Raw genomic sequence first — 19,741 nt, forward strand, 5'->3', positions numbered from 1 at the left:
TGAGTGGGGCGTCGCGATGAGACTGTCGGCGCGGGTGGACTACGCCCTGCGGGCGGTGTGTGAGCTCGCCGCCGCGAACGCCCCGCGAACGGTCGAGCAGCTCTCGGCGGCGCAGAACATCCCGAACAAATACCTGGAGAGCATCCTCGGCGAGCTTCGTCGCGGCGGCCTGCTGCGCAGCCAGCGCGGGCCGGACGGTGGCTACCGGCTCGGCCGGCCGGCCGAGCAGATCAGCATCGCCGACGTCATCCGGGCCCTGGACGGGGAACTGGCCAATGTCCGGGGCAGCCGCCCCGAGCACCTGGAGTACGTCGGTGCGGCCGCCGCCCTGCAGGAGGTCTGGATCGCGCTCCGGGCCTCGGAGCGCGAGATCCTCGAGGGTGTCACGCTGGCCGACGTGGCCGCGCACGAGTTGCCGGCGTCGGTCAGCGCGCTGGTCGCGAACCCCTCCGCCTGGAGCTGACAGCTCGACCTCGTCCGCACGCCGTTGGTGCCCGGCCGTCGGACCACGCCTGGCGCGGCCGGGACTGCCGCTTCGCACCCCTGGCCCGCGCTCCACACCCCTGACTGGCGCTTCGCACCCCGGGCCAGGGGTGCGAAGCGGCAGTGAGCGGTGTGAAGCGGCCGACGGCCCGGGCCCGGGGATCGGGCATCCCGGATGACGAGACGGCGAGTGTCGTCGCGGGACGACGTGACCTAGTATTTCGGCTATCCCTAGTAAGTCGCTAGGTATTGCCTCTCCGGTAGGAAGTTCGTTCGATGCGCAAATTGCTCGTGCTGGCCGTGGTCGGCTTCGTTGCCCAACTGGTCGACGGCAGCCTCGGCATGGGCTACGGGGTCACATCCTCGACGATGCTCGTGCTGGCCGGTCTGACGCCGGCCGCCGCGTCGGCGTCGGTGCACTTCTCCGAGCTCGGCACCAACCTCGCCTCCGGCGTCTCGCACTGGCGGCTGAAGAACGTGGACTGGCGGGTCGTCGCCCGGATCGCCGGACCGGGCGCGATCGGCGCCTTCATCGGCGCGACCGTGCTCTCCAACCTGTCCACGGACGCCGCGGCGCCGATCATGGCGGTCATCCTGGCGGCGCTGGGGGCGTACATCATCGTCCGGTTCGTGGTCGGCATCCGGCCGCGCTTCGCCAAGCCGCACACCATCAAGTTCCTGGCCCCGCTGGGCGCGTTCGCCGGGTTCATCGACGCCACCGGCGGCGGTGGCTGGGGCCCGGTGGCCACACCGGCGCTGCTGGCCGACGGCCGGATGGAGCCGCGCAAGGTGATCGGCTCGATCGACACCTCGGAGTTCGCCGTCAGCGCCGCCGCCAGCCTCGGCTTCATCATCGGTCTGGGTGCGGCGGGCATCAACTGGGGCTTCGCGCTGGCGCTGCTGATCGGCGGCCTGGTCGCGGCGCCGCTGGCTGCGTACCTGGTCAAGGTCGCGCCGGCGCACCTGCTCGGCGTGCTGGTCGGCGGGATGATCCTGCTCACCAACGCCCGCGTGCTGCTGAAGAGCTTCGACGTCGACTCCGCGATCCGCTGGCCCATCTACGGCGCGATCGTGCTGCTCACCCTCGCCGGCCTGTACGTCGCCGTCCTGCGGGCCCGGAAGCGGTCCAGCGCCAGCGCTCGGGTCGATGCCGGCGAGGAAGAGGCCGTTCGCGCTTGACCGATTTGTTTCCTGAGCTCGTCGAAGGGCCGGTGGAGCGCGCTTCGACAGGCTCAGCGCGCATCAAAGCAACGGCCGGAGCGGGGTCAGCACCGTCTCGGAGAACTTCACCATGGCGTGCCGGCGCTGCCAGTCGGTCAGGGTGAGCTCGACGGAGTTGGAGGAGTCGATGGTGAAGACCTCCTCCATCTGCCGGGCGACCTCGCTGTTGTAGACCTCCATGTTGATCTCGTAGTTCCCGAGCAGGCTGAGCCGGTCGATGTTGGCAGTGCCGATGGTCGACCACTGGCCGTCGATGGTCGCGGTCTTCGCGTGCACCATCGCCTTCTGGTAGAGGAACAGCCGCACGCCGCCGCGCAGCAGCTGCCCGTAGAACCCGCGGGACAGCCAGTCGGCCACGATGTGGTTGGACTCGGCGGGCACGATGATCCGGACGTCGACCCCGCGCCGGGCCGCCCGGATCAAGGCGGTGAGCATGTCCTCGTCCGGAATCAGGTACGCGTGGGTCAGGTAGACGTGGTGGGAGGCCCGGTCGATCGCCTCCAGATACATCCCGCGGATCGGGTAGACCATCATCCGCGGCATGTTGCGGTGGATCCGGATGTAGGGCTGCCAGGTCAGGCTGCCGGTGTCGGGCAGCGCCTTGCGCCTCTTGTCGTCGGCGAACAGGTTCCAGTAGTCGATGAACGCGTTGCGCATGTCCCAGACGATGTCGCCGGTCAGCCGGGCGTGCGTGTCGCGCCAATCGGTGGCGTACAGGGTGCCGATGTTGTAGCCGCCGACGAACGCCGCGTCATGGTCCACGACGAGCAGCTTGCGGTGGTCGCGACCGCTGTTGCGGGGGAACCGGAAGCCGCTGGCGACCAGCGGGTGGCGCCGGACGTGGATGTGCGGCGGCAGGTGGAAGAACGACCGCGGGACGACCAGGTTGGCGAACTCGTCGAAGACGACGTACACCTCCACGCCCCGGTCGGCCGCCTCGATCAGGGCGTCCTTGAAGGCCTGGCCGACCTCGTCGCCCTTCCAGATGAAGGTCTCGAAGAAGATCTCCCGCTTGGCGAGGTGGATCGCGTGCAGCATGTCGCGGTAGAGGTCCTCGCCGTAGGTGTAGACGGTGACCTCCGACCCGCCGGCGGTCATCACCTTCGGCGCCAACCGGGGAAAGATCGCGGGCGTACGTCCCCGCTTGCGATACATGTCGATGGTGACCAGGGTGAGCAGGGTCGCGCCCTGGACCGCCGCGACCGCCATCACGGTGCGCTTGATGATCGTGCGCACCGGGATCCGACGCCACCACATGCCACCAGGGTAGTGCCGAGCCAGTCGCCCCGCCCCCTCATTCTCTCCGCACCCAGGCCCACGAAACTGTGCGCGTCTTGCAGCGACACGCCGGTGAGGACGGCAAGAGCCGCACAGTTTCCGGGACGGGGTGTGATGACGGCACGAGTCGGCACGAGACTGTGGGTCGCAGCGCTTAGGGTGGTCGAGCCATGAGTGAAGCACAGCAGCGCAGCGTCCGGCCGACTCCCGAGGACACGCTGGATCAGGAGGCGGCCTTGGCCGACAGTCTGGGCGGTGAGCGGGCGCAGCCGCGCCGCCGGCGCGAGCGGCTGACCATGGAGACCCTGGTGGCCGGGCTGAACCCGCAGCAGCGCGAGGCGGTGCTGCACGAGGGTCCGCCGGTTCTGGTGGTGGCAGGTGCGGGCTCGGGCAAGACCCGGGTGCTGACCCGGCGGATCGCGTACCTGGTCGCCCAGCGCAACGTCCATCCCGGCTCGATCCTGGCCATCACGTTCACCAACAAGGCCGCCGCGGAGATGCGCGGCCGGGTCCAGGAACTGGTCGGCAACCGGGCGAAGCTGATGTGGGTCTCCACCTTCCACTCCGCCTGCGTCCGGATTCTGCGGGCCGAGATCCACCGGTTCAACCTGACCCGGACGTTCTCCATCTACGACGACGCCGACAGCAAGCGGCTGATGCAGCTGGTCGCGCACGATTTGAGCCTCGATCCGAAGCGCTATCCGGTGCGGGCGATCCTGAACTGGGTCTCGACCTGCAAGAACGAACTGGTCGACCACGAGTCGGCCCGGTCCCGGGTGAACACCGAGCTGGAGGAGAACTACCTGGCGGCCTACCAGGAATACCAGCGGCGGCTGACCGCGGCCAACGCGCTCGACTTCGACGACCTGATCATGACCACGGTGCACCTCATGCAGGCCTTCCCGGAGCTTCGTGAGCAGTATCGGCGGCGGTTCCGGCACGTGCTGGTGGACGAGTACCAAGACACCAACCACGCGCAGTACGCCCTGATCCGCGAACTGTGCTCGGCCGAGGTCGACGGCGGCCAGGTCGGCGACGAGGTCACCGTCGACCCGCCGGAGCTGATGGTGGTGGGCGACTCCGACCAGTCCATCTACGCGTTCCGCGGCGCGACCATCCGCAACATCAACGACTTCGAGTCCGATTTCCCCGGCGCCGCGGTGATCATGCTCGAACAGAACTACCGCTCGACCCAGACGATCCTGTCCGCGGCCAACGCGGTGATCGTCAAGAACGAGGGACGCAAGCCGAAGCGGTTGTGGTCGGACTCCGGCGACGGTGAGGCGATCGTGGGATACGTCGCCGACACCGAGCACGACGAGGCCAGCTTCGTCGCCCGGGAGATCGACGCGCTGCGCGACGCGGGACGGGCTCGGTACGCCGACTGCGCGGTGTTCTATCGCACCAACGCCCAGTCCCGGCCGTTCGAGGAGGTGTTCATCCGGCTCGGTCTGCCCTACAAGGTGGTCGGCGGGGTCCGGTTCTACGAGCGGCGCGAGGTGCGCGACGCCATCGCCTATCTGCGGGCGATCGCGAACCGGGCCGACGACGTGTCGGTACGACGGATCCTGAACGTGCCGAAGCGGGGGATCGGGGACCGGGCCGAGGAGGCGGTGGAGGCGCTCGCCGCTCGGGAGCGGATCAGCTTCGGCGAGGCGCTGCGCCGGATCGACGACGTGACCGGACTGGCGCCGCGGTCGGCCAAGCAGCTGATCGGCTTCGCCGACTTCCTGGACGAGCACGAGGCGATGGTCGCCGAGGGCGTACCCGCCGACCAGATCCTGACCAGCGTGCTGCAGAAGTCCGGCTATCTGGCCGAGCTGCAGTCCTCGACAGACCCGCAGGACCAGACGCGGCTGGAGAACCTGGTCGAACTGGTCGCGGTGGCCCGCGAGTTCGTGGCGGGCGCGATCGGTGGCGGAGCCGGCGCGGACGCGCTGGACTCGCTGCTGGCGGACGATGGGGTGCTGGTCGGCGCGGGCCTCGATCCGCAGCTGCGGGCCGAGGCGCTGGAGCAGGCTACCGAGGACGGCGAGTTGGATCTCGGCGCCGGCGCGCCCGAGCCGGATGCGTCGCTGGGTGCGTTCCTGGAGCGGGTCGCCCTGGTGGCCGACTCCGACCAGATCCCGCCGCCGCCCGGCGTCGAGGACGAGGGTGTCGTCACCTTGATGACACTGCATACGGCCAAGGGACTGGAGTTCGACACCGTCTTCCTGACCGGGCTGGAGGACGGCGTCTTCCCGCACCAGCGAGCGTTGACGTCGATGAGCGAGCTGGAGGAGGAACGACGGCTGGCGTACGTCGGTGTGACCCGGGCGCGCAAGCGGCTCTATGTCAGCCGGGCCGTCGTCCGGGCGGCCTGGGGCGCACCTCAGCACAACCCGGCGAGCCGGTTCCTGGCCGAGATCCCGGATCGCCTGCTCGACTGGCGGCGGACCGAGCAGGCAACCACCAGCTGGCGCAGTACGTCCGCCACCCGTCAGGTGCAGGAGCGCTGGAAGGAACGGGTCGGGTTCGGAGCCCGGCCGAAGGTGCGGACCGTGCCCAACGTGGCGGCGGGGGACCGGGTGCTGCACACGACGTTCGGCATGGGCACGGTGATCGCCACCACCGGCAGCGGCGACGACACCAAGGCCGACGTCGACTTCGGCTCGGCCGGGGTGAAGCGGCTCTCGCTCCGGCACGCCCCGCTTGAGAAGCTCTAGCGGCTGGCCGGCGCCGAAACGGCGCGATTTAGACGTCCTGGCAACTGAGGACCAGGCCAGCGGTTCGGGCCGTCGTACGCCCGCGCTCGGACGCGACCACCCCTGACCGAGGGAGGCCGGCCCACCTCGATTCGCGACATGCTGCAGTCGCGCCAGTCGGGGATTGCGACGTCTAGCCGATCACGGCTTGATGTGCATCTTGGTCAACCAGGGGAGCGGGTCGACCGCCTTGTAGACGTCGCCCGGCTCGATGCCCTTCGGGTAGACCTCGAAGTGCATGTGCGGGCCGAAGGCGCGGCCGGTCTGGCCGACGGCCCCGACCGAGTCGCACGGGGAGACCTTCTGCCCGACCTCGACACTGACCCGGGACATGTGCGCCATCAGGACCTGGGTCCCGTCCGCCTGCTTGATCACCACGTAGTTGCCGGCCCAGCCGCTGGCCGGTCCCGGTCCGGCATTCATCACCACGCCGGCGGTCGGGGCGCGCAGGCCGGTGCCGATCGGGGCGGAGAAGTCGAAGCCGGTGTGGTAGCGAGCCCAGGCGCCGACATCGCCGAATCGGGCAGCGATGGTGTAGCCGCCGACGACCGGCACGCATCCCTTGGTGGCGCGGGCCTTGGCCGCGGCGATGGCCTTCTTCCGCTTCGCGACCAGGGTGTCGTCCTGCTTCTCGATCGAGGACGCGGTGGCGGCGAGCGCCTCGGCGCGAGCCTCGATCGCCTGCGGGTCGGCGACCTGCTCGCCGGAGCTCGCGGCCGATTCCGCGGCGGAGGCCTCGGCCTCGGCAGCGTGCGCGGACAGCCGGCCCGCGGCGGTGGCCGCGGCCACCGGGGGCCGGGCATTGCCACGAGTGACCGAGGTGGAACGCGCGTCGAAGGCGTCGGGCACCTTGACCCCGGGCACGACGTCGGTCACGACGCTGGGCTGGGCGGTGGCCGGCGTTGCAGAGCTGGACTGCGCGGAGCCGGTGAGGGCGACCGAGCCGGCGACGCCGACACCGAGCGCGGAGACTGCGAGGACCGCGAGACCGCGGTGCAGCCAGTTCGGCTTGGTGTCCACCAGAGCGCGGCGGGCCGCGGGCCGGCGACCGAACAAACTCGTAGGTGACAACCTTGTCAAGGCTGGTTCGTCTTCCTCGTGAGGCGGCGGGACAGTTCAGTCCGCGCCCCTGAGGGTGTGTTGCCGAGGCGGTTGCTGGAACGCCCTGGACTTCGGTGAGGCCCGTCTGCCGGAGGTGGCTCGAACGGTGGACTGCAACGACCATAACGGATTGGTAACTTCAGTCCAAAATGGTGGCGGACCACTCGAACGACTGGTACGCGAAAAGGTGACGCAGGTCTCCGAACCCACGCTGACCAGGTCCAATAAGCGAGATGGTTTCGTGACGTAGATCTCGCTCGGCGGTGACCGGGCGAGCCGCCTCAGTGAGTCTGCAGGCCGTGCGCGCGCAGCCAGGGCTGCGGGTCGATCGCCCGGTAGACGTCGCCGTATTTCACTCCGGCCGGATAGAGCTCGAAGTGGAGGTGCGGCCCGAAGGCCCGGCCGGTCTCGCCGACGTACCCGATGATCTGGCCGGCGCTGACGGACTGGCCAGCGGACACCGCGATCCGCGACATATGCGATGACATTGTTGTCACGCCCCCGGCGTGCCGGATCGCGACGTGGTTGCCGGACCAGTCACCGACGTTGCCGGCGAACACGACGACACCCGGCAAGACGGCGCGGATGGGTGTGCCTGCGGCGGCGCGGAAGTCGAGGCCGGTGTGGTAGCGCGACCACAGCCCGTACTGGCCGAATCGGGCGCCGACCACAGCGCCCGGTACGGGCGCGACCGCGGTGCCGCCGGTCGGGATGGTGGTGTTGCCCGGGTCGGCCGTCGTCGAGGTCGAGTCGGTCGCGGTCGCGACCGCGTTGCCCGCCGCGACCCGGGCGGCGATCGCTCGCTGCTGACGCGCCCAGGCGAGTTTGACCGCGTTCTCCTGGATTTGCCGCTCAGTCGCGTCCAGCGTGTTCTTCCTGGCCTTGCTGGCCTGGTCGCGGACGGCCCGGGTGACCTGTTCGGCGGTCTTGGCCAGGTCTTCGGCTCGCTGTGCGGCCCGCTCCTTGGCCAGCGCGGCGCGGAGCTGCTCGGACCGGGAGGTGTCGACCCCGGGATCGCGGGCCAGGAATGCCTGCGCTGCCGCGGGCTGACTCACGCTCGACGTGCCGGCACCGGCACCCGCCTTCGCGGCGCCCGGGACGGAGCCGTCGACCGTTCCCGCCGCGGAGCTGGCGGCGTCGGCCGGAGTGCTGGCGCTGGTGATCGGTGCATCTCCAGCCGTCATCGGCTGGGCGCTCGTGGTCAGCGACATGGAACCGGCGATGGCCAGGCCCAGCGCGGAGATGCCCAGCGCCGCGAATCCCTGGGACAGCCAGCTGCGACGATCCGGGCCGGGGTCGGCCGCCGGGCGGCGCGCGGCGCGCCCCTGCGGTTGCCTCGTCACGTCGTTCCCTCGCTGCTCGCTGTCTCGATGTCGGCACTCGTCGTGAGCACCGAAATCGGTGCGACCAGGCGCGATGCCCACTGCGTACGTCTGGCGGCGGGGGAAGTCGACCCAGACAGTGCCCGACTCGGTCTGGTCCCCGCGCACGGCACTGTGATCAAGATAACGGACTGATAAAGCAAGCTCAAACCCACCAGCCCGACCTCTCGACCCGACGACCGTCCCCCACGATCACCGAGAAGAATTGTACCGGGTCCGCAGGATCAGCGGACAGCTTTAACTCAACCGGCTCACAGTTCCGCGGGCGCACCGGACCGGCTCCTCCGGGGTCGCCAGGCCGGCGCCGCATCGGCCACGATCCGTGGTTGCGTCAGCACTCGCCGGTCGCGCCTCGGGGGGCCGCGGGAGGGCTGGCGGACGCATCCTCGACCCGCGTCCCGTCCGCGTCGAGATGGCGTAGCGCGGAGGCGATCTGGAACGCGATCCGGCCGTTGTTGGGCATCGACATATGGCCGACCCCGTGGATCGCGACGTTGGTCGCGTTGAGATCCGGATGGACGATCGTCGCACTCCAGTGCGGCAGGATCAGGTGGTCGATGTCGGAGTAGAAGGCGATGAACCGGGTGCTGCAGTCCGGGGCCGGCAGGGTCAGCTCCGCGATCACGTCGGAGTCCGGCGCGAGCTGGCGGACCAGCGGCACGACCTTGCCGATCTTCGCCAGCGTCGTCCCCTGGTGCGGGCTGCCGAGCGTGACGCAGGTATGCACCCGGCGGTGACCATCCATCCGCTGGATGTAGTAGCGGGCGATCAGCCCGCCGAGGCTGTGCCCGATGATGTGGATCCGCTCGTACCCCGAGTCGGCACAGAGCTGCTCCACGGCCTGCTGCAGGTCGCCAGCGGCCCCGCGGACGTCGGAGGTGAGCAGGCCGTAGTCGAACGAGGACACGTCGCTGAACCCGCGCCGGCGCAGGGCCCGGTCCATCACGGTGAAGATCGAGTGGTTGTCCACGATCCCGTGCACCAGCAGGATCGGGGTGGCCGCGGCGTCGACCCCGGCGTGCACCAGCCCGCGCTGGGCCGGGGTGAAGCCGCGGAAGTTGTAGTGCCCGTGCGCCGACCGGTTCGCCGGGTCGCTCAGCAGGCCGCCGGGATACATCACCAGGTGCGCCGCGATCCAGCCGGCCTCGATCGCCACCCCCGAGGCGACCCGGGGCAGATCACGCCGGACGACGCGTGAAATGCCTCCGATGGCCGAGTTCAGCACGGATAAACATTACAGCCCAGTAGGGTAACTGGTGTGGAACCTCAGGACGTTCCGACAACTTTGTCAGCCGCCGAGCCGGCGTCGTCAACCGGTGCCGGACCGTTGCGGATCGTGGTCGCCAAGCCCGGCCTCGACGGCCACGACCGGGGCGCCAAGGTGGTGGCCCGCGCACTCCGCGACGCCGGGATGGAGGTCATCTACACCGGCCTGCACCAGACTCCGGAGCAGATCGTCGGCACCGCGCTCGCCGAGGACGCCGACGCCATCGGGCTGTCGGTGCTGTCTGGCGCGCACATGACACTGTTTGCCCGGGTGGTCGAGCTGCTGGCCGAGGCGGACGCCACCGACATCGTCGTCTTCGGCGGCGGGATCATCCCCGAGGCGGACCGGGCGCCGCTGGCCGCGCTGGGCGTGGCCCAGGTATTCACCCCCGGCGCATCGATGGCCGAGATCGTCGACTGGGTCCGTGCGAACGTACGCCGGAGCTGACGGGCCACCGCCCGACCTCCGGCCCCGTTGCCAGCCCCGGCCCCGGCCCCGTTGACCGGAACTCCCGTTGCCGGAAAGTGTGCAGATCCGGCGCTGTGAAGCGATTCAGAAGTGCGAGTGCTGCACAGTTTCCGGGAGGGGTGGGGAGGTCGGTGCCGGGATCGGGTGCCTTCGCCGGGTCGAGGCGGTCCGGGCAGGACGGCGGGCGGTCGACCCCGGCACGGCCGGGAAGGCGCGACCACTAGGCTTCAAGCCGTCTGCGCGGTGCGGACACTTCCCGAGTCGCACCGGCCACTGCCGGCTGCCTATCCCGTGGCCGATCGGTGGCCGAGAAGCATGGAGGCAGTTCAGTGGACCTGTACGAGTACCAGGCGCGAGACGTTTTCGAGGCGCACGGCGTACCCGTGCTGCGCGGCATCACCGCCACAACGCCGGAGGAGGCGCAAGCGGCCGCGGCCGAGCTGGGCAGCCCCGTGGTCGTGGTGAAGGCGCAGGTGAAGACCGGTGGCCGCGGCAAGGCGGGCGGCGTGAAGATCGCCAAGAGCCCCGAGGAGGCGCGCGAGCGCGCCGAGGAGATCCTCGGACTGGACATCAAGGGCCACATCGTCAAGACGGTGATGATCGCCGAGGGCGCGAACATCGCGGAGGAGTATTACTTCTCCCTGCTGCTGGACCGGGCGAACCGCCGCTACCTCGCCATGTGCTCCAAGGAGGGCGGCATGGAGATCGAGCAGCTCGCGGTCGAGCGGCCGGAGGCGCTGGCCCGGATCCCGGTCGATCCGAACGTCGGCATCGATCAGGCGAAGGCCGACGAGATCGTCGCGGCCGCCGGCTTCGACGGCGACGACGCCGCCGAGATCGCGCGGGTGATCCAGCTGCTCGGCAAGGTCTACGAGGCCGAGGACGCCACCCTCGTCGAGGTGAACCCCCTGGTCAAGACGGGTGAGGGCAGGATCGTCGCCCTCGACGGCAAGGTGTCCCTGGACGCCAACGCGGACTTCCGGCACCCCGACCACGAGGCCCTGGCCGACAAGTCCGCCGAGGATCCGCTGGAGGCCGCGGCCAAGGCCAAGGGACTGAACTACGTCAAGCTCGACGGCAGTGTCGGGATCATCGGGAACGGCGCGGGTCTGGTGATGAGCACGCTGGACGTGGTCGCGTACGCGGGTGAGGAGTTCGCGGGCTCGCCGAAGCCGGCCAACTTCCTCGACATCGGCGGCGGCGCGAGCGCAGAGGTGATGGCCAACGGTCTGGAGATCATCATCGGCGACGAGCAGGTGAAGAGCGTCTTCGTCAACGTGTTCGGCGGGATCACCGCATGCGACGCGGTGGCGAACGGGATCGTGCAGGCCTTCGAGCTGCTGGGCAGCCGGGGCGAGCACGTGGACGTACCGCTGGTGGTCCGGCTGGACGGCAACAACGCCGAGCTGGGTCGCCGGATCCTCACCGAGGCGGCACTGCCCGGGCTCGAGCAGGTCGACACGATGGACGGAGCGGCCCGCCGGGCCGCCGAGCTGGCTGCGCGCTGAGAGGGCGATTGACGACAATGGCGATCTTTCTGAACTCCGACTCACGGGTCATCGTCCAGGGCATGACCGGCTCCGAGGGTCGCAAGCACACCCAGCGGATGCTCAATTCCGGCACCACCATCGTGGGCGGCGTGACACCCGGCAAGGGCGGCCAGAGCGTCGAGTTCGAGCAGGCGTCGGTGCCGGTGTTCAACTCGGTCGGCGAGGCGATCGAGGCGACCGGCGCGAACGTCACGGTCATCTTCGTGCCCGCCAAGTTCACCAAGGGTGCGGTGGTCGAGGCGATCGAGGCCCAGATCCCGCTCGCCGTGGTGATCACCGAGGGAGTCCCGGTCAAGGACTCGGCCGAGTTCTACTCGCTCGCCGCCGGCTCGAAGACCCGGCTGATCGGCCCGAACTGCCCGGGCCTGATCTCGCCCGGACAGTCCAACGCCGGCATCATCCCGGCCGACATCACCAAGGCCGGTCGGATCGGGTTGGTATCCAAGTCGGGCACGCTGACGTACCAGATGATGTACGAGCTCCGCGACATCGGCTTTTCCTCCGCCGTCGGCATCGGCGGCGACCCGGTGATCGGGACCACCCACATCGACTGCCTGCAGGCGTTCCAGGACGATCCCGACACCGATGCGATTGTGATGATCGGCGAGATCGGTGGCGACGCCGAGGAGCGTGCCGCCGACTTCATCAAGGCGAACGTGACCAAGCCGGTCGTCGGCTATGTCGCGGGCTTCACCGCGCCGGAGGGCAAGACGATGGGTCACGCGGGCGCGATCGTGTCCGGCTCGTCGGGCACCGCGGCGGCGAAGAAGGAGGCGCTGGAGGCGGCCGGGGTCAAGGTCGGCAAGACGCCGAGCGAGACCGCGGAGCTGATGCGCGAGATCATGACGGCGCTGTGACCCCGTGGTTCACCGAGTTGTCAGGTTCTGAACGCGCCATAGCTCGCTGAGAACCTGACAACTCGGACATGGGGAGTGGTTGGCGGCGGCTGTCGTCGCGAACGGCGTACGAGAACCCGTGGATCCGGGTGCGCGAGGACGCGGTGCTGCGACCCGACGGCGCGCCCGGGATCTACGGGGTGGTGGAGGTTCGCTCCCCGGCCGTGTTCGTGGTGCCCGTGACCGACGCCGGCGAGTTCGTGCTGGTGGAGGTCGACCGGTACGCCATCGGTCGTTCCTCGTGGGAGGTCCCGGCCGGCGGGTCGGACGGCCAGGATCTGGCGCTCGCCGCGGCGCGGGAGCTGCGTGAGGAGACCGGCTATGCGGCGCGGGAGTGGCGTGACCTCGGCGAGGTCTTCTCGCTGAACGGGGTCTCCGACGCGCCCGGCCGGGTGTTCCTCGCGGTCGGCCTAGAGCCGGTCGGCGGCGCCGAGACCGAGGCGGAGGGGATCACCGGGCTCCGGCTGGTGAGCCGCGACGCCCTGTCCGCCATGATCGCGGCGGACGAGATCACCGACAACGAGTCACTCGGGGCCCTGCTCAAGGCTCTGGTGGTTCTGGACCGTGAGGCTGCGGACTGACCCCTGGCCGCGGTCGCACGCGGCCGCAACGACTCCGCACCCCGGATAGCGACACCGCACCCCGCGCGCCGGGTGCGGAGTCGCCGTCCGGGGTGCGGAGTCGCGGTGCTTGGGCTGGGCGGGGTGCGGAGCGCCGTCGGCAGCGTCTGCTCGCCGACCAGATACGCCGAGAGCACGCCGCCGGCCGGCCGCCACTCGCGCTGGACGGTCGCCACGGCTACCGATCCCGGCCGTTCGGCGTTCGGGCGGGGGAGCCAGTGCAACTCGACTCCTTCCGGGCGGACGTCGGGCTGCGCGTCGGCGGGATCGGGCAGCTCGACGTACGCATGCCCGCGAGCGTCGGGAGGCAGGTCGCGGAGGATGCCGAGCACGGCCGGCATACCGGTCTCGTCGGCCACCAGCAGATGCTCCGTTGCCGCCGGGTCGAGGTCGAAGCCGCAGCCCTGGTCGAGCAGCGCCACCCGATCGCCGGGCTGCGTCCGCTGCGCCCAGCGGCTCGCGATCCCGGCGTCGCCGTGCAGCACGAAGTCCACGTCGAGCTCGCGGGCGCCGGGGCGGTAGTCGCGGACGGTGTAGTTGCGCAGGTGCGGGCGGACCTCGGTCGGCATCCGGCGGAAGCGGACGTACCCGATCAGGTTCGCCTTCCGCGGCACGTCGAAGCTCGTCACGCCGGTCTCGCGGGGGAGGAAAAGCCGAAACCAGCGGTCGTAGCCGCGCGCCGGGATCACGCCCAGCTCGTCGCCGCCGAGGGTGACCCGGATGACGTTCGGGCTGATCCGCTGCCGTCGGACCACCTGGAGCATCGCCAGGTTGTCGTCGGTCCGCGCCTCCCGGAACCCCACAGCCAGGCCCGATCCTATAGGTAAGGCATACCTTACTGAGGGCCAGGTGTGGGAGGCCAGGCGGGCGCTCGGCCACCGCGACGAACGACCCCGCCCGAAGCGCGGCGGAGCGTGGAGCGAGGCTTGCCGCGGTGCGCTGAGGTTGTACTCGACGGTCGCCGACGCTGCGCGCCGGGGAGTGCAGGAGTGTTCGGTGAGACACGTCTTTCCGTCTCACCGAAGGCGACGAACGACCCGGCCTGGAGCGCGGCGGAGCGTGGAGCGAGGCTTGCCGCGGTGCGCTGAGGTTGTACTCGACGGTCGCGGACGCTGCGCGCCGGGGAGTGCAGGAGTGTTCGGTGAGACACGTCTTTCCGTCTCACCGAAGGCGACGAACGACCCGGCCTGGAGCGCAGCGGAGCGTGGAGCGAGGGCTTGCCCGAGCGGAACAATCAACTACTGCACCTGGCTGGCCCGCTGGCCGGAGCGCAATGCGATGGTCTTCCACTGGTCGTCGGTGAAGTCGAGCTTGTCGACGGGGTTGGCGAGCGTCCAGATCACCTTGGAGCCGACCGAGACGATGCCCACCCGGAACTGCACCGTCGAACTCGACGTCTTCTGCGAGACCTCGGCGGCCCAGCCGGTCACCTCGTTGTTCTCCGCACCGGGCCCGTCGACCTTGACCGGCTTGGAGACCGTCGCGGTCAGCTTGCGCTTGGAGCAGCTGTCCAGGTCCTTCTTCACCTTGTCGACCACGTCACCGGCCGCCTTGTCGTCCGACATGGTGAGGATGATCTGGTCCACCCCGAAGATGCTCGAGCTGTCCTGCTGGGTGTAGGTCCGCATGGTCTTGCCGGTGGCGCTCACCTTGGTCCAGTCGGTGGTCTCGCAGCCGGTGCCGACGTAGTCGGCGTCCGGAGCGCCGGGGGTGCTGCCCACCCACAGCGACGGCGTGCTGCCGACCGGCGGCAGGTCGCCGGCGGCGAGGAAGCCGGGTTCGTCCCCACCCAGCGGGGGCGGCCCGTTCTTCACCGAGAGCTTCTTGGGGCAGGTCCCGCCGCTGGTCGCGCACTGCACGGTCATCGCCTGGCCGAGCGCTGCGGCGGTGTCGCCGACGCTCGGTGCCGACGTGGGCTGGGCGACGTCGACGATGTCGACCACCCGGCCGGTCCGGGCGATCACAATCGCGTGGATCGTCTGCTTGCCCGCGTCGGTGACGGCGACGACCGCGGCGGCGCTCTGGTCGCCCAGCCCGGAGACCGTCCGGCCGGAGTCGATCCAGGCCCCGACGACGGCACAGGTGCCGAGGGCCTTGGAGATCGCGACGTAGGCCTGCGCGGCGTCCTCGGGGGTGCCGTACGCCTCGGCCTGGTGCAACAGAGCCGGCGGGTTCTTGCCGCTGCTGCTGAGCAGTCGCTGGATGGTCTGCTGCGCGTCGGGCTGGCCGTCGACCGGGTCGGAGGCGAAGCACGCCGCGCGCGGCGAGTTGCTGTCCAGACCGCGCTGGGTCGAGGCGACCTGCCAGGTCCGCGCCGGGTCGATCTGCTTCGCCATCTGCGCGTCGATCATCGAGTTGTCGTCCAGCAGTGCCACCGGCGTCGGGGTCGCCGTCTCGCCGGTCGACGGGTCGACCGACACCCCGGCCGAGGGCTGGGCGGCCGGCCGGTTGACGTTCAGCGCCGCGTAGCCCAGCACCAGCCCGAGGATCACCACGGCAGCAACGCCGGCGACCATCAGGATCAGCCGGGTGCGCTCCCGCAGCAGCGGGCGTACGTCGTCCTCCTCGTCGTCCTCCTCGTACCGGCGCCGACGCTCGGCGGTCTTCGGCAAGATGGTCGTGCTCCGGTCGTCGCGGACCCGAGGCAGGATCGTGGTGGACCGGTCGGGCTCCACGTCGGACCCCTTGTGGCCCGAACCGCCTGAACCGCCCGAACTGCCTGAACCGCCCGAACTGCCTGAACCGCCCGAACCGCCCGTCCCATCCGACGCCGAGGAGTCGCCGGCCGCACGCCGCGGTCGATGGTCGTCCGGGTCCTTGCCTGCCATGCTTCGGTCGGTCCTCCAACTCGCGCGTCGCCCGTGTGGTCGCGGCGGGCCGCCGGTCCGCCGGGCCTGGAACAGCAAAACCTTACCCGGCCGGGCGTGTCTGCGGCGTCCGCGACATCTCCGCCGCGAGCATGGAGGGGCCATGGCTCCTTCCCTGTCCCAGCGCGTACGACTGCGCCGCGCGAGCTCGTCCCGCGCCGACGACCTGACCCTGCGCGCGACCGAACCCGACGCCGAGCCGACCGTTCTGCTCGATCGCGGACCCGCGCCGCTGCCGGTCGGCTGGCCGCTGGCGGCGGCGCTCGCCGGCGTGCTGGTCGCCGGCGTCGGCTGGGTCATCGTGGTCGGCCTGACCGTTCTCGGTTGGCTGGCGGTGGACGCCGATACCGCAGCCGGCCCACTCAGCGGTGCGATCCTGGTCGGGACCAAGGTGTGGGTCTATGCGAACGGCGCCGGGTTGTCGCTGGCCGGCCTGCGGCTCACCCTGGTGCCGTGGGGTGCGGTGGCCCTGTTCGCCTTCGTCCTCGCTCGCTGTACGTCCTTCGCGGCCGCGCGGACCGTCGGACGCGAGCCGGCCGAGGGAGCGGGCGAGGCTACCGGCGGCGAGGCCCGGCCCGGTCCGGTCGAGTCACGCCGGCGGACCGCCCTCGGCATCGCGGTGCTGGCGACCTTCGGCTATCTGGGCCCGCTGATCGTGGTCGCCCTGCTGCTCGGTTCGCCGGCACCGAACCTGCGGACGCTTGCAACCCTGGCGGTGCTCGCCGCCGCCGCGCTGTGGGGCAGCTGCCGGGCACTCGGCGTCGAGGTCACCTCGAGCTGGCCGGCCTGGCTGCTCCCGGTGCCGACGGCCGTGCTCGGCACCCAGCTGGTGCTGTTGGCGGCTGGAGCGGCCGTGGTGGTGACGGGGCTGCTCACCCACCTGGACCGGGTGACCTCCCTCAACCACGCGCTCGGCGCCGGCGTGACCGGCGGCATCGCGCTGCTCGTCGGCCAGCTCGCATTCGCACCGAACGCGATGGTCTGGGGCGGTGCGTACGCGCTCGGTGCCGGTTTCGGCCTCGGCGACGGCTCGGTGGTGGCTCCCTCGGCGACCCAGGTCGGCCTGCTGCCGGGCGTCCCGATCCTCGGTGCCGTGCCGGTCTCCGGGGCGGGCGGCGCCGAGCAGCTGCTCTGGCTCGGCAGCGGGGTGCTCGCCGGCCTGGTCGCCGCGTGGCTTGTGGTCCGCCGCGGGCCGGCCGCCCGGTTCGACGAGACCGCCCTGGTCGGCGGCCTGTCCGGGGTGATCGGCGGGCTCGTCTTCGTCGTGCTGGCCTGGGCGAGCTCGGGCGATCTCGGCGTGCTCCGGCTGGCCGGGCTCGGTCCGCGGCTGCCCGAGCTGACCGTGATGGCGGTCAGCACGCTGGGCCTGTCCGGGATGATCGGCGGGCTCGTGCTCGGCCTGCTGCGCCGGACCGGCGCGGACGAGCCGGTGGCCGAGGACGCCGATCGCGACGGCGATGACGATCCGGAGGCGACCGTGCAGCTGGACCGGCAGGAGGCCATGTCCGGCTCTCGGTAGGCTGTCCGCCGTGCTCGGCGCCCGATCGAACTGCGGGACGCGATGAGTCGCACCCCGAGGCGGGTAGTGGTGATGATCTCCGGCACCGGCACCCTGCTGCAGGCGTTGATCGACGCCGCGACCGACCCGGCGTTCGGGATCGAGATCGTGGCGGTGGGTTCCGACCGGCCGGGGGTCGAGGGGCTGGCCCGAGCCGAGGGCGCCGGCATCCCGACCTTCGTGCACCCGCTGGCCAGAGGCGGGGACCGGGCCGAATGGGACCGTGGACTGACCGCCGCCGTCGCCGCGTACGATCCGGACCTGGTGATCAGCGCCGGTTTCCTGAAGCTGGTCGGGGCCGACTTCCTGGCCCGGTTCGGCGGCCGGATGATCAACACCCATCCTGCCCTGCTGCCGTCCTTCCCCGGGATCCACGGCCCGCGCGACGCAATCGCGTACGGGGTCAAGGTGAGCGGGGCGACCGTGTTCCTGGTCGACGAGGGCGTCGACACCGGCGTGATCCTGGCCCAGGAGAGCGTCCGGGTGTCCGACGACGACACCGTGGAGACCCTGCACGAGAAGATCAAGGTCGTCGAGCGGGCCATGCTGCTCGACGTCACCCATGACCTGGCCACCCGCGACTGGCGGGTGGTCGACAGAAAGGTGCACTGGCTGAGATGACCGACCCCGCAGACGGTACGTCCGAAGAGGGGCGGGTGCCGATCCGGCGCGCCCTGGTCTCGGTCTACGACAAGACCGGGTTGGAGGAGCTGGCCGGCGCCCTGGTCGAGGCCGGCGTCGAGCTCGTCTCCACCGGCTCGACAGCGAGCCGGATCGCCGCCGCGGGGCTGCCGGTGACCCAGGTCGAGGAGCTGACCGGGTTCCCGGAGTGCCTGGACGGCCGGGTCAAGACGCTGCACCCGCGGGTGCACGCCGGGCTGCTGGCCGACGTACGGCTGGAGAGCCATCGCGACCAGCTGGCCGAGCTCGGCGTCGAGCCGTTCCAGCTGCTGATCAGCAACCTCTACCCATTCACCCAGACCGTGCTGTCCGGGGCGAGCCAGGACGAGTGCATCGAGCAGATCGACATCGGCGGTCCGTCGATGGTGCGAGGCGCGGCGAAGAACCACGCCTGTGTCGCCGTCGTCACCTCCGCCGACCAGTACGCGGACCTGCACGACGCGCTGGCGGCCGGCGGGTTCACCCTGGCGCAGCGGCAGGCACTCGCCACGGCGGCGTTCGTGCACACGGCGACGTACGACGTCGCGGTCGCGTCCTGGCTCGGCAACGTGGTCACCGACAGCAGCGGCGGCAGCGGCTTCCCGAGCTGGGTCGGCGCGACCTGGGACCGGGCGGCGGTGCTGCGCTACGGCGAGAACCCGCACCAGCGGGCGGCGCTGTATCGCAACGGCTTTCTGCCCGGCGGGCTCGCGACGGCGAACCAGCTGCACGGCAAGGAGATGTCGTACAACAACTATGTCGACACCGACGCCGCCCGGCGGGCCGCGTACGACTTCGACGAACCGGCGGTGGCGATCATCAAGCACGCCAACCCGTGCGGGATCGCGGTCGGCCTCGACATCGCCGAGGCGCATGCGAAGGCGCACGCCTGCGACCCCGTCTCGGCGTACGGCGGCGTGATCGCCACCAACCGTCCGGTCAGCGTGGCGATGGCCGAGCAGGTCGCCGAGGTGTTCACCGAGGTGATCGCGGCACCGGCATACGACGACGGCGCGGTCGAGGTGCTGGCCCGGAAGAAGAACATCCGGATCCTGGTGGTCGAGCCGCTGCGCCGCGGCGGCGCCGAGACGCGGCCGATCGACGGCGGCCTGCTGATGCAGTCGCGCGACACCGTGGACGCCGACCACGACAGCGCCGCGCACTGGGAGCTCGTCGCCGGAGACGCGGTCTCCGGCGACGTGCTGGCCGACCTCGAGTTCGCCTGGAAGGCGTGCCGGTCGGTGAAGTCGAACGCCATCCTGCTTGCCCGCGACGGTGCCTCGGTCGGGGTCGGGATGGGCCAGGTCAACCGGGTCGACTCCTGCCGGCTGGCGGTGGAGCGGGCCGGCGACCGGGCCGCCGGCTCGGTGGCCGCGTCGGATGCGTTCTTCCCCTTCGCTGACGGGCCGCAGATCCTCATCGACGCCGGCATCGCCGCGATCGTGCAGCCGGGCGGCTCCGTCCGCGACGCCGACGTGATCGAGGCGGTGCAGGCCGCCGGGATCGCGATGTACGTCACCGGCGCCCGGCACTTCTTCCACTGACCACCCGCCCGACGACGTACGGTTGCCCGGAGGCTCGCCCACCCGGACCGTCCACCCGGGCCGTTCACCCGGGCCAGGGGCTCCCCGGGAAACTGTGCGCGT

At 70.7% G+C, this 19,741-nt stretch carries 15 protein-coding genes and 1 pseudogene; 10 read left to right on the forward strand and 6 right to left on the reverse strand.

Going from position 1 to position 19,741, the window contains the following annotated elements; all coding sequences use genetic code 11:
• Positions 1–16 precede the first annotated feature (16 nt).
• Together ABD747_RS02415 and ABD747_RS02420 are read left to right on the forward strand one after the other, a co-directional pair.
• On the forward strand, positions 17–463 hold the full coding sequence (locus ABD747_RS02415; RefSeq protein ID WP_344801490.1) for an RrF2 family transcriptional regulator: 447 nt from the start codon (positions 17–19) through the stop codon (positions 461–463).
• A 296-nt stretch (positions 464–759) separates the two neighbouring features.
• Complete coding sequence (locus ABD747_RS02420) at positions 760–1,662, forward strand: sulfite exporter TauE/SafE family protein (RefSeq protein ID WP_344801491.1); 903 nt, start codon at positions 760–762, stop codon at positions 1,660–1,662.
• Between the two features lie 63 nt (positions 1,663–1,725).
• Here ABD747_RS02420 and ABD747_RS02425 read toward each other — a convergent pair whose 3' ends face one another.
• Entirely contained in the window at positions 1,726–2,961 is a 1,236-nt protein-coding gene (locus tag ABD747_RS02425; protein ID WP_344801492.1) for a phospholipase D-like domain-containing protein, read from the reverse strand.
• Between the two features lie 191 nt (positions 2,962–3,152).
• Here ABD747_RS02425 and ABD747_RS02430 point away from each other — a divergent pair, with 191 nt between their 5' ends.
• A complete protein-coding gene (locus ABD747_RS02430) occupies positions 3,153–5,687 on the forward strand; it encodes a UvrD-helicase domain-containing protein (RefSeq protein WP_425562469.1) in 2,535 nt (844 codons plus the stop codon).
• 180 nt (positions 5,688–5,867) lie between these two features.
• Here ABD747_RS02430 and ABD747_RS02435 read toward each other — a convergent pair whose 3' ends face one another.
• The 3 genes from ABD747_RS02435 to ABD747_RS02445 form a co-directional block, all read right to left on the reverse strand.
• A complete protein-coding gene (locus tag ABD747_RS02435) occupies positions 5,868–6,797 on the reverse strand; it encodes a M23 family metallopeptidase (RefSeq protein WP_344801493.1) in 930 nt (309 codons plus the stop codon).
• A 311-nt stretch (positions 6,798–7,108) separates the two neighbouring features.
• Positions 7,109–8,170 carry a M23 family metallopeptidase gene (locus tag ABD747_RS02440; RefSeq protein WP_344801494.1) on the reverse strand — a complete coding sequence of 354 codons (1,062 nt, stop codon included), beginning with the start codon at positions 8,168–8,170 and terminating at the stop codon, positions 7,109–7,111.
• Positions 8,171–8,540: 370 nt separating this feature from the next.
• A complete protein-coding gene (locus ABD747_RS02445; protein WP_344801495.1) occupies positions 8,541–9,434 on the reverse strand; it encodes an esterase/lipase family protein in 894 nt (297 codons plus the stop codon).
• 33 nt (positions 9,435–9,467) lie between these two features.
• Between ABD747_RS02445 and ABD747_RS02450 the strand changes: the two genes are divergently transcribed.
• From ABD747_RS02450 to ABD747_RS02465, 4 genes are all read left to right on the forward strand, one after another.
• On the forward strand, positions 9,468–9,923 hold the full coding sequence (locus tag ABD747_RS02450) for a cobalamin B12-binding domain-containing protein (RefSeq protein WP_344801496.1): 456 nt from the start codon (positions 9,468–9,470) through the stop codon (positions 9,921–9,923).
• 350 nt (positions 9,924–10,273) lie between these two features.
• Positions 10,274–11,452: an ADP-forming succinate--CoA ligase subunit beta gene (gene sucC / locus ABD747_RS02455; protein WP_344801497.1), complete on the forward strand. Its 1,179-nt coding sequence runs from the start codon at positions 10,274–10,276 to the stop codon at positions 11,450–11,452.
• A gap of 17 nt (positions 11,453–11,469) precedes the next feature.
• A complete protein-coding gene (gene sucD, locus ABD747_RS02460) occupies positions 11,470–12,351 on the forward strand; it encodes a succinate--CoA ligase subunit alpha (protein WP_344801498.1) in 882 nt (293 codons plus the stop codon).
• Between the two features lie 245 nt (positions 12,352–12,596).
• Positions 12,597–12,971 carry an NUDIX hydrolase gene (locus tag ABD747_RS02465; protein WP_344801772.1) on the forward strand — a complete coding sequence of 125 codons (375 nt, stop codon included), beginning with the start codon at positions 12,597–12,599 and terminating at the stop codon, positions 12,969–12,971.
• Between the two features lie 134 nt (positions 12,972–13,105).
• Here ABD747_RS02465 and ABD747_RS02470 read toward each other — a convergent pair.
• Both ABD747_RS02470 and ABD747_RS02475 read right to left on the reverse strand, forming a co-directional pair.
• A pseudogene (locus ABD747_RS02470) lies at positions 13,106–13,774 on the reverse strand (siderophore-interacting protein); the annotation flags it as partial.
• Positions 13,775–14,248: 474 nt separating this feature from the next.
• Entirely contained in the window at positions 14,249–15,685 is a 1,437-nt protein-coding gene (locus ABD747_RS02475) for a hypothetical protein (RefSeq protein WP_344801499.1), read from the reverse strand.
• Positions 15,686–15,980: 295 nt separating this feature from the next.
• Here ABD747_RS02475 and ABD747_RS02480 point away from each other — a divergent pair, with 295 nt between their 5' ends.
• The 3 genes from ABD747_RS02480 to purH are packed head-to-tail and all read left to right on the forward strand — an operon-like array spanning position 15,981 to position 19,639.
• Positions 15,981–17,396, forward strand: a complete 1,416-nt coding sequence (locus tag ABD747_RS02480; protein WP_344801500.1) for a cell division protein PerM — start codon at positions 15,981–15,983, stop codon at positions 17,394–17,396.
• 42 nt (positions 17,397–17,438) lie between these two features.
• The gene (gene purN, locus ABD747_RS02485; RefSeq protein WP_344801501.1) at positions 17,439–18,056 is read left to right on the forward strand and encodes a phosphoribosylglycinamide formyltransferase; all 618 of its coding nucleotides are present in this window, start codon (positions 17,439–17,441) and stop codon (positions 18,054–18,056) included.
• Complete coding sequence (gene purH, locus ABD747_RS02490) at positions 18,053–19,639, forward strand: bifunctional phosphoribosylaminoimidazolecarboxamide formyltransferase/IMP cyclohydrolase (protein WP_344801502.1); 1,587 nt, start codon at positions 18,053–18,055, stop codon at positions 19,637–19,639. The genes purN and purH overlap by 4 nt, the downstream gene beginning before the upstream one ends.
• Positions 19,640–19,741: the final 102 nt, after the last annotated feature.

It is taken from the genome of Microlunatus ginsengisoli (genome assembly GCF_039537205.1).
GTDB classification, from domain to species: Bacteria; Actinomycetota; Actinomycetes; order Propionibacteriales; family Propionibacteriaceae; genus Microlunatus; species Microlunatus ginsengisoli.

Excerpts from the sequence above, each read along its gene's own strand:
- ABD747_RS02415 (WP_344801490.1), top strand. The coding sequence starts at position 17 with ATGAGACTGTCGGCGCGGGTGGACTACGCCCTGCGGGCGGTGTGTGAG.
- ABD747_RS02420 (WP_344801491.1), top strand. The coding sequence starts at position 760 with ATGCGCAAATTGCTCGTGCTGGCCGTGGTCGGCTTCGTTGCCCAACTG.
- ABD747_RS02425 (WP_344801492.1), bottom strand. The coding sequence starts at position 2,961 with ATGTGGTGGCGTCGGATCCCGGTGCGCACGATCATCAAGCGCACCGTG.
- ABD747_RS02430 (WP_425562469.1), top strand. The coding sequence starts at position 3,153 with ATGAGTGAAGCACAGCAGCGCAGCGTCCGGCCGACTCCCGAGGACACG.
- sucD (WP_344801498.1), top strand. The coding sequence starts at position 11,470 with ATGGCGATCTTTCTGAACTCCGACTCACGGGTCATCGTCCAGGGCATG.
- ABD747_RS02480 (WP_344801500.1), top strand. The coding sequence starts at position 15,981 with ATGGCTCCTTCCCTGTCCCAGCGCGTACGACTGCGCCGCGCGAGCTCG.
- purN (WP_344801501.1), top strand. The coding sequence starts at position 17,439 with ATGAGTCGCACCCCGAGGCGGGTAGTGGTGATGATCTCCGGCACCGGC.
- purH (WP_344801502.1), top strand. The coding sequence starts at position 18,053 with ATGACCGACCCCGCAGACGGTACGTCCGAAGAGGGGCGGGTGCCGATC.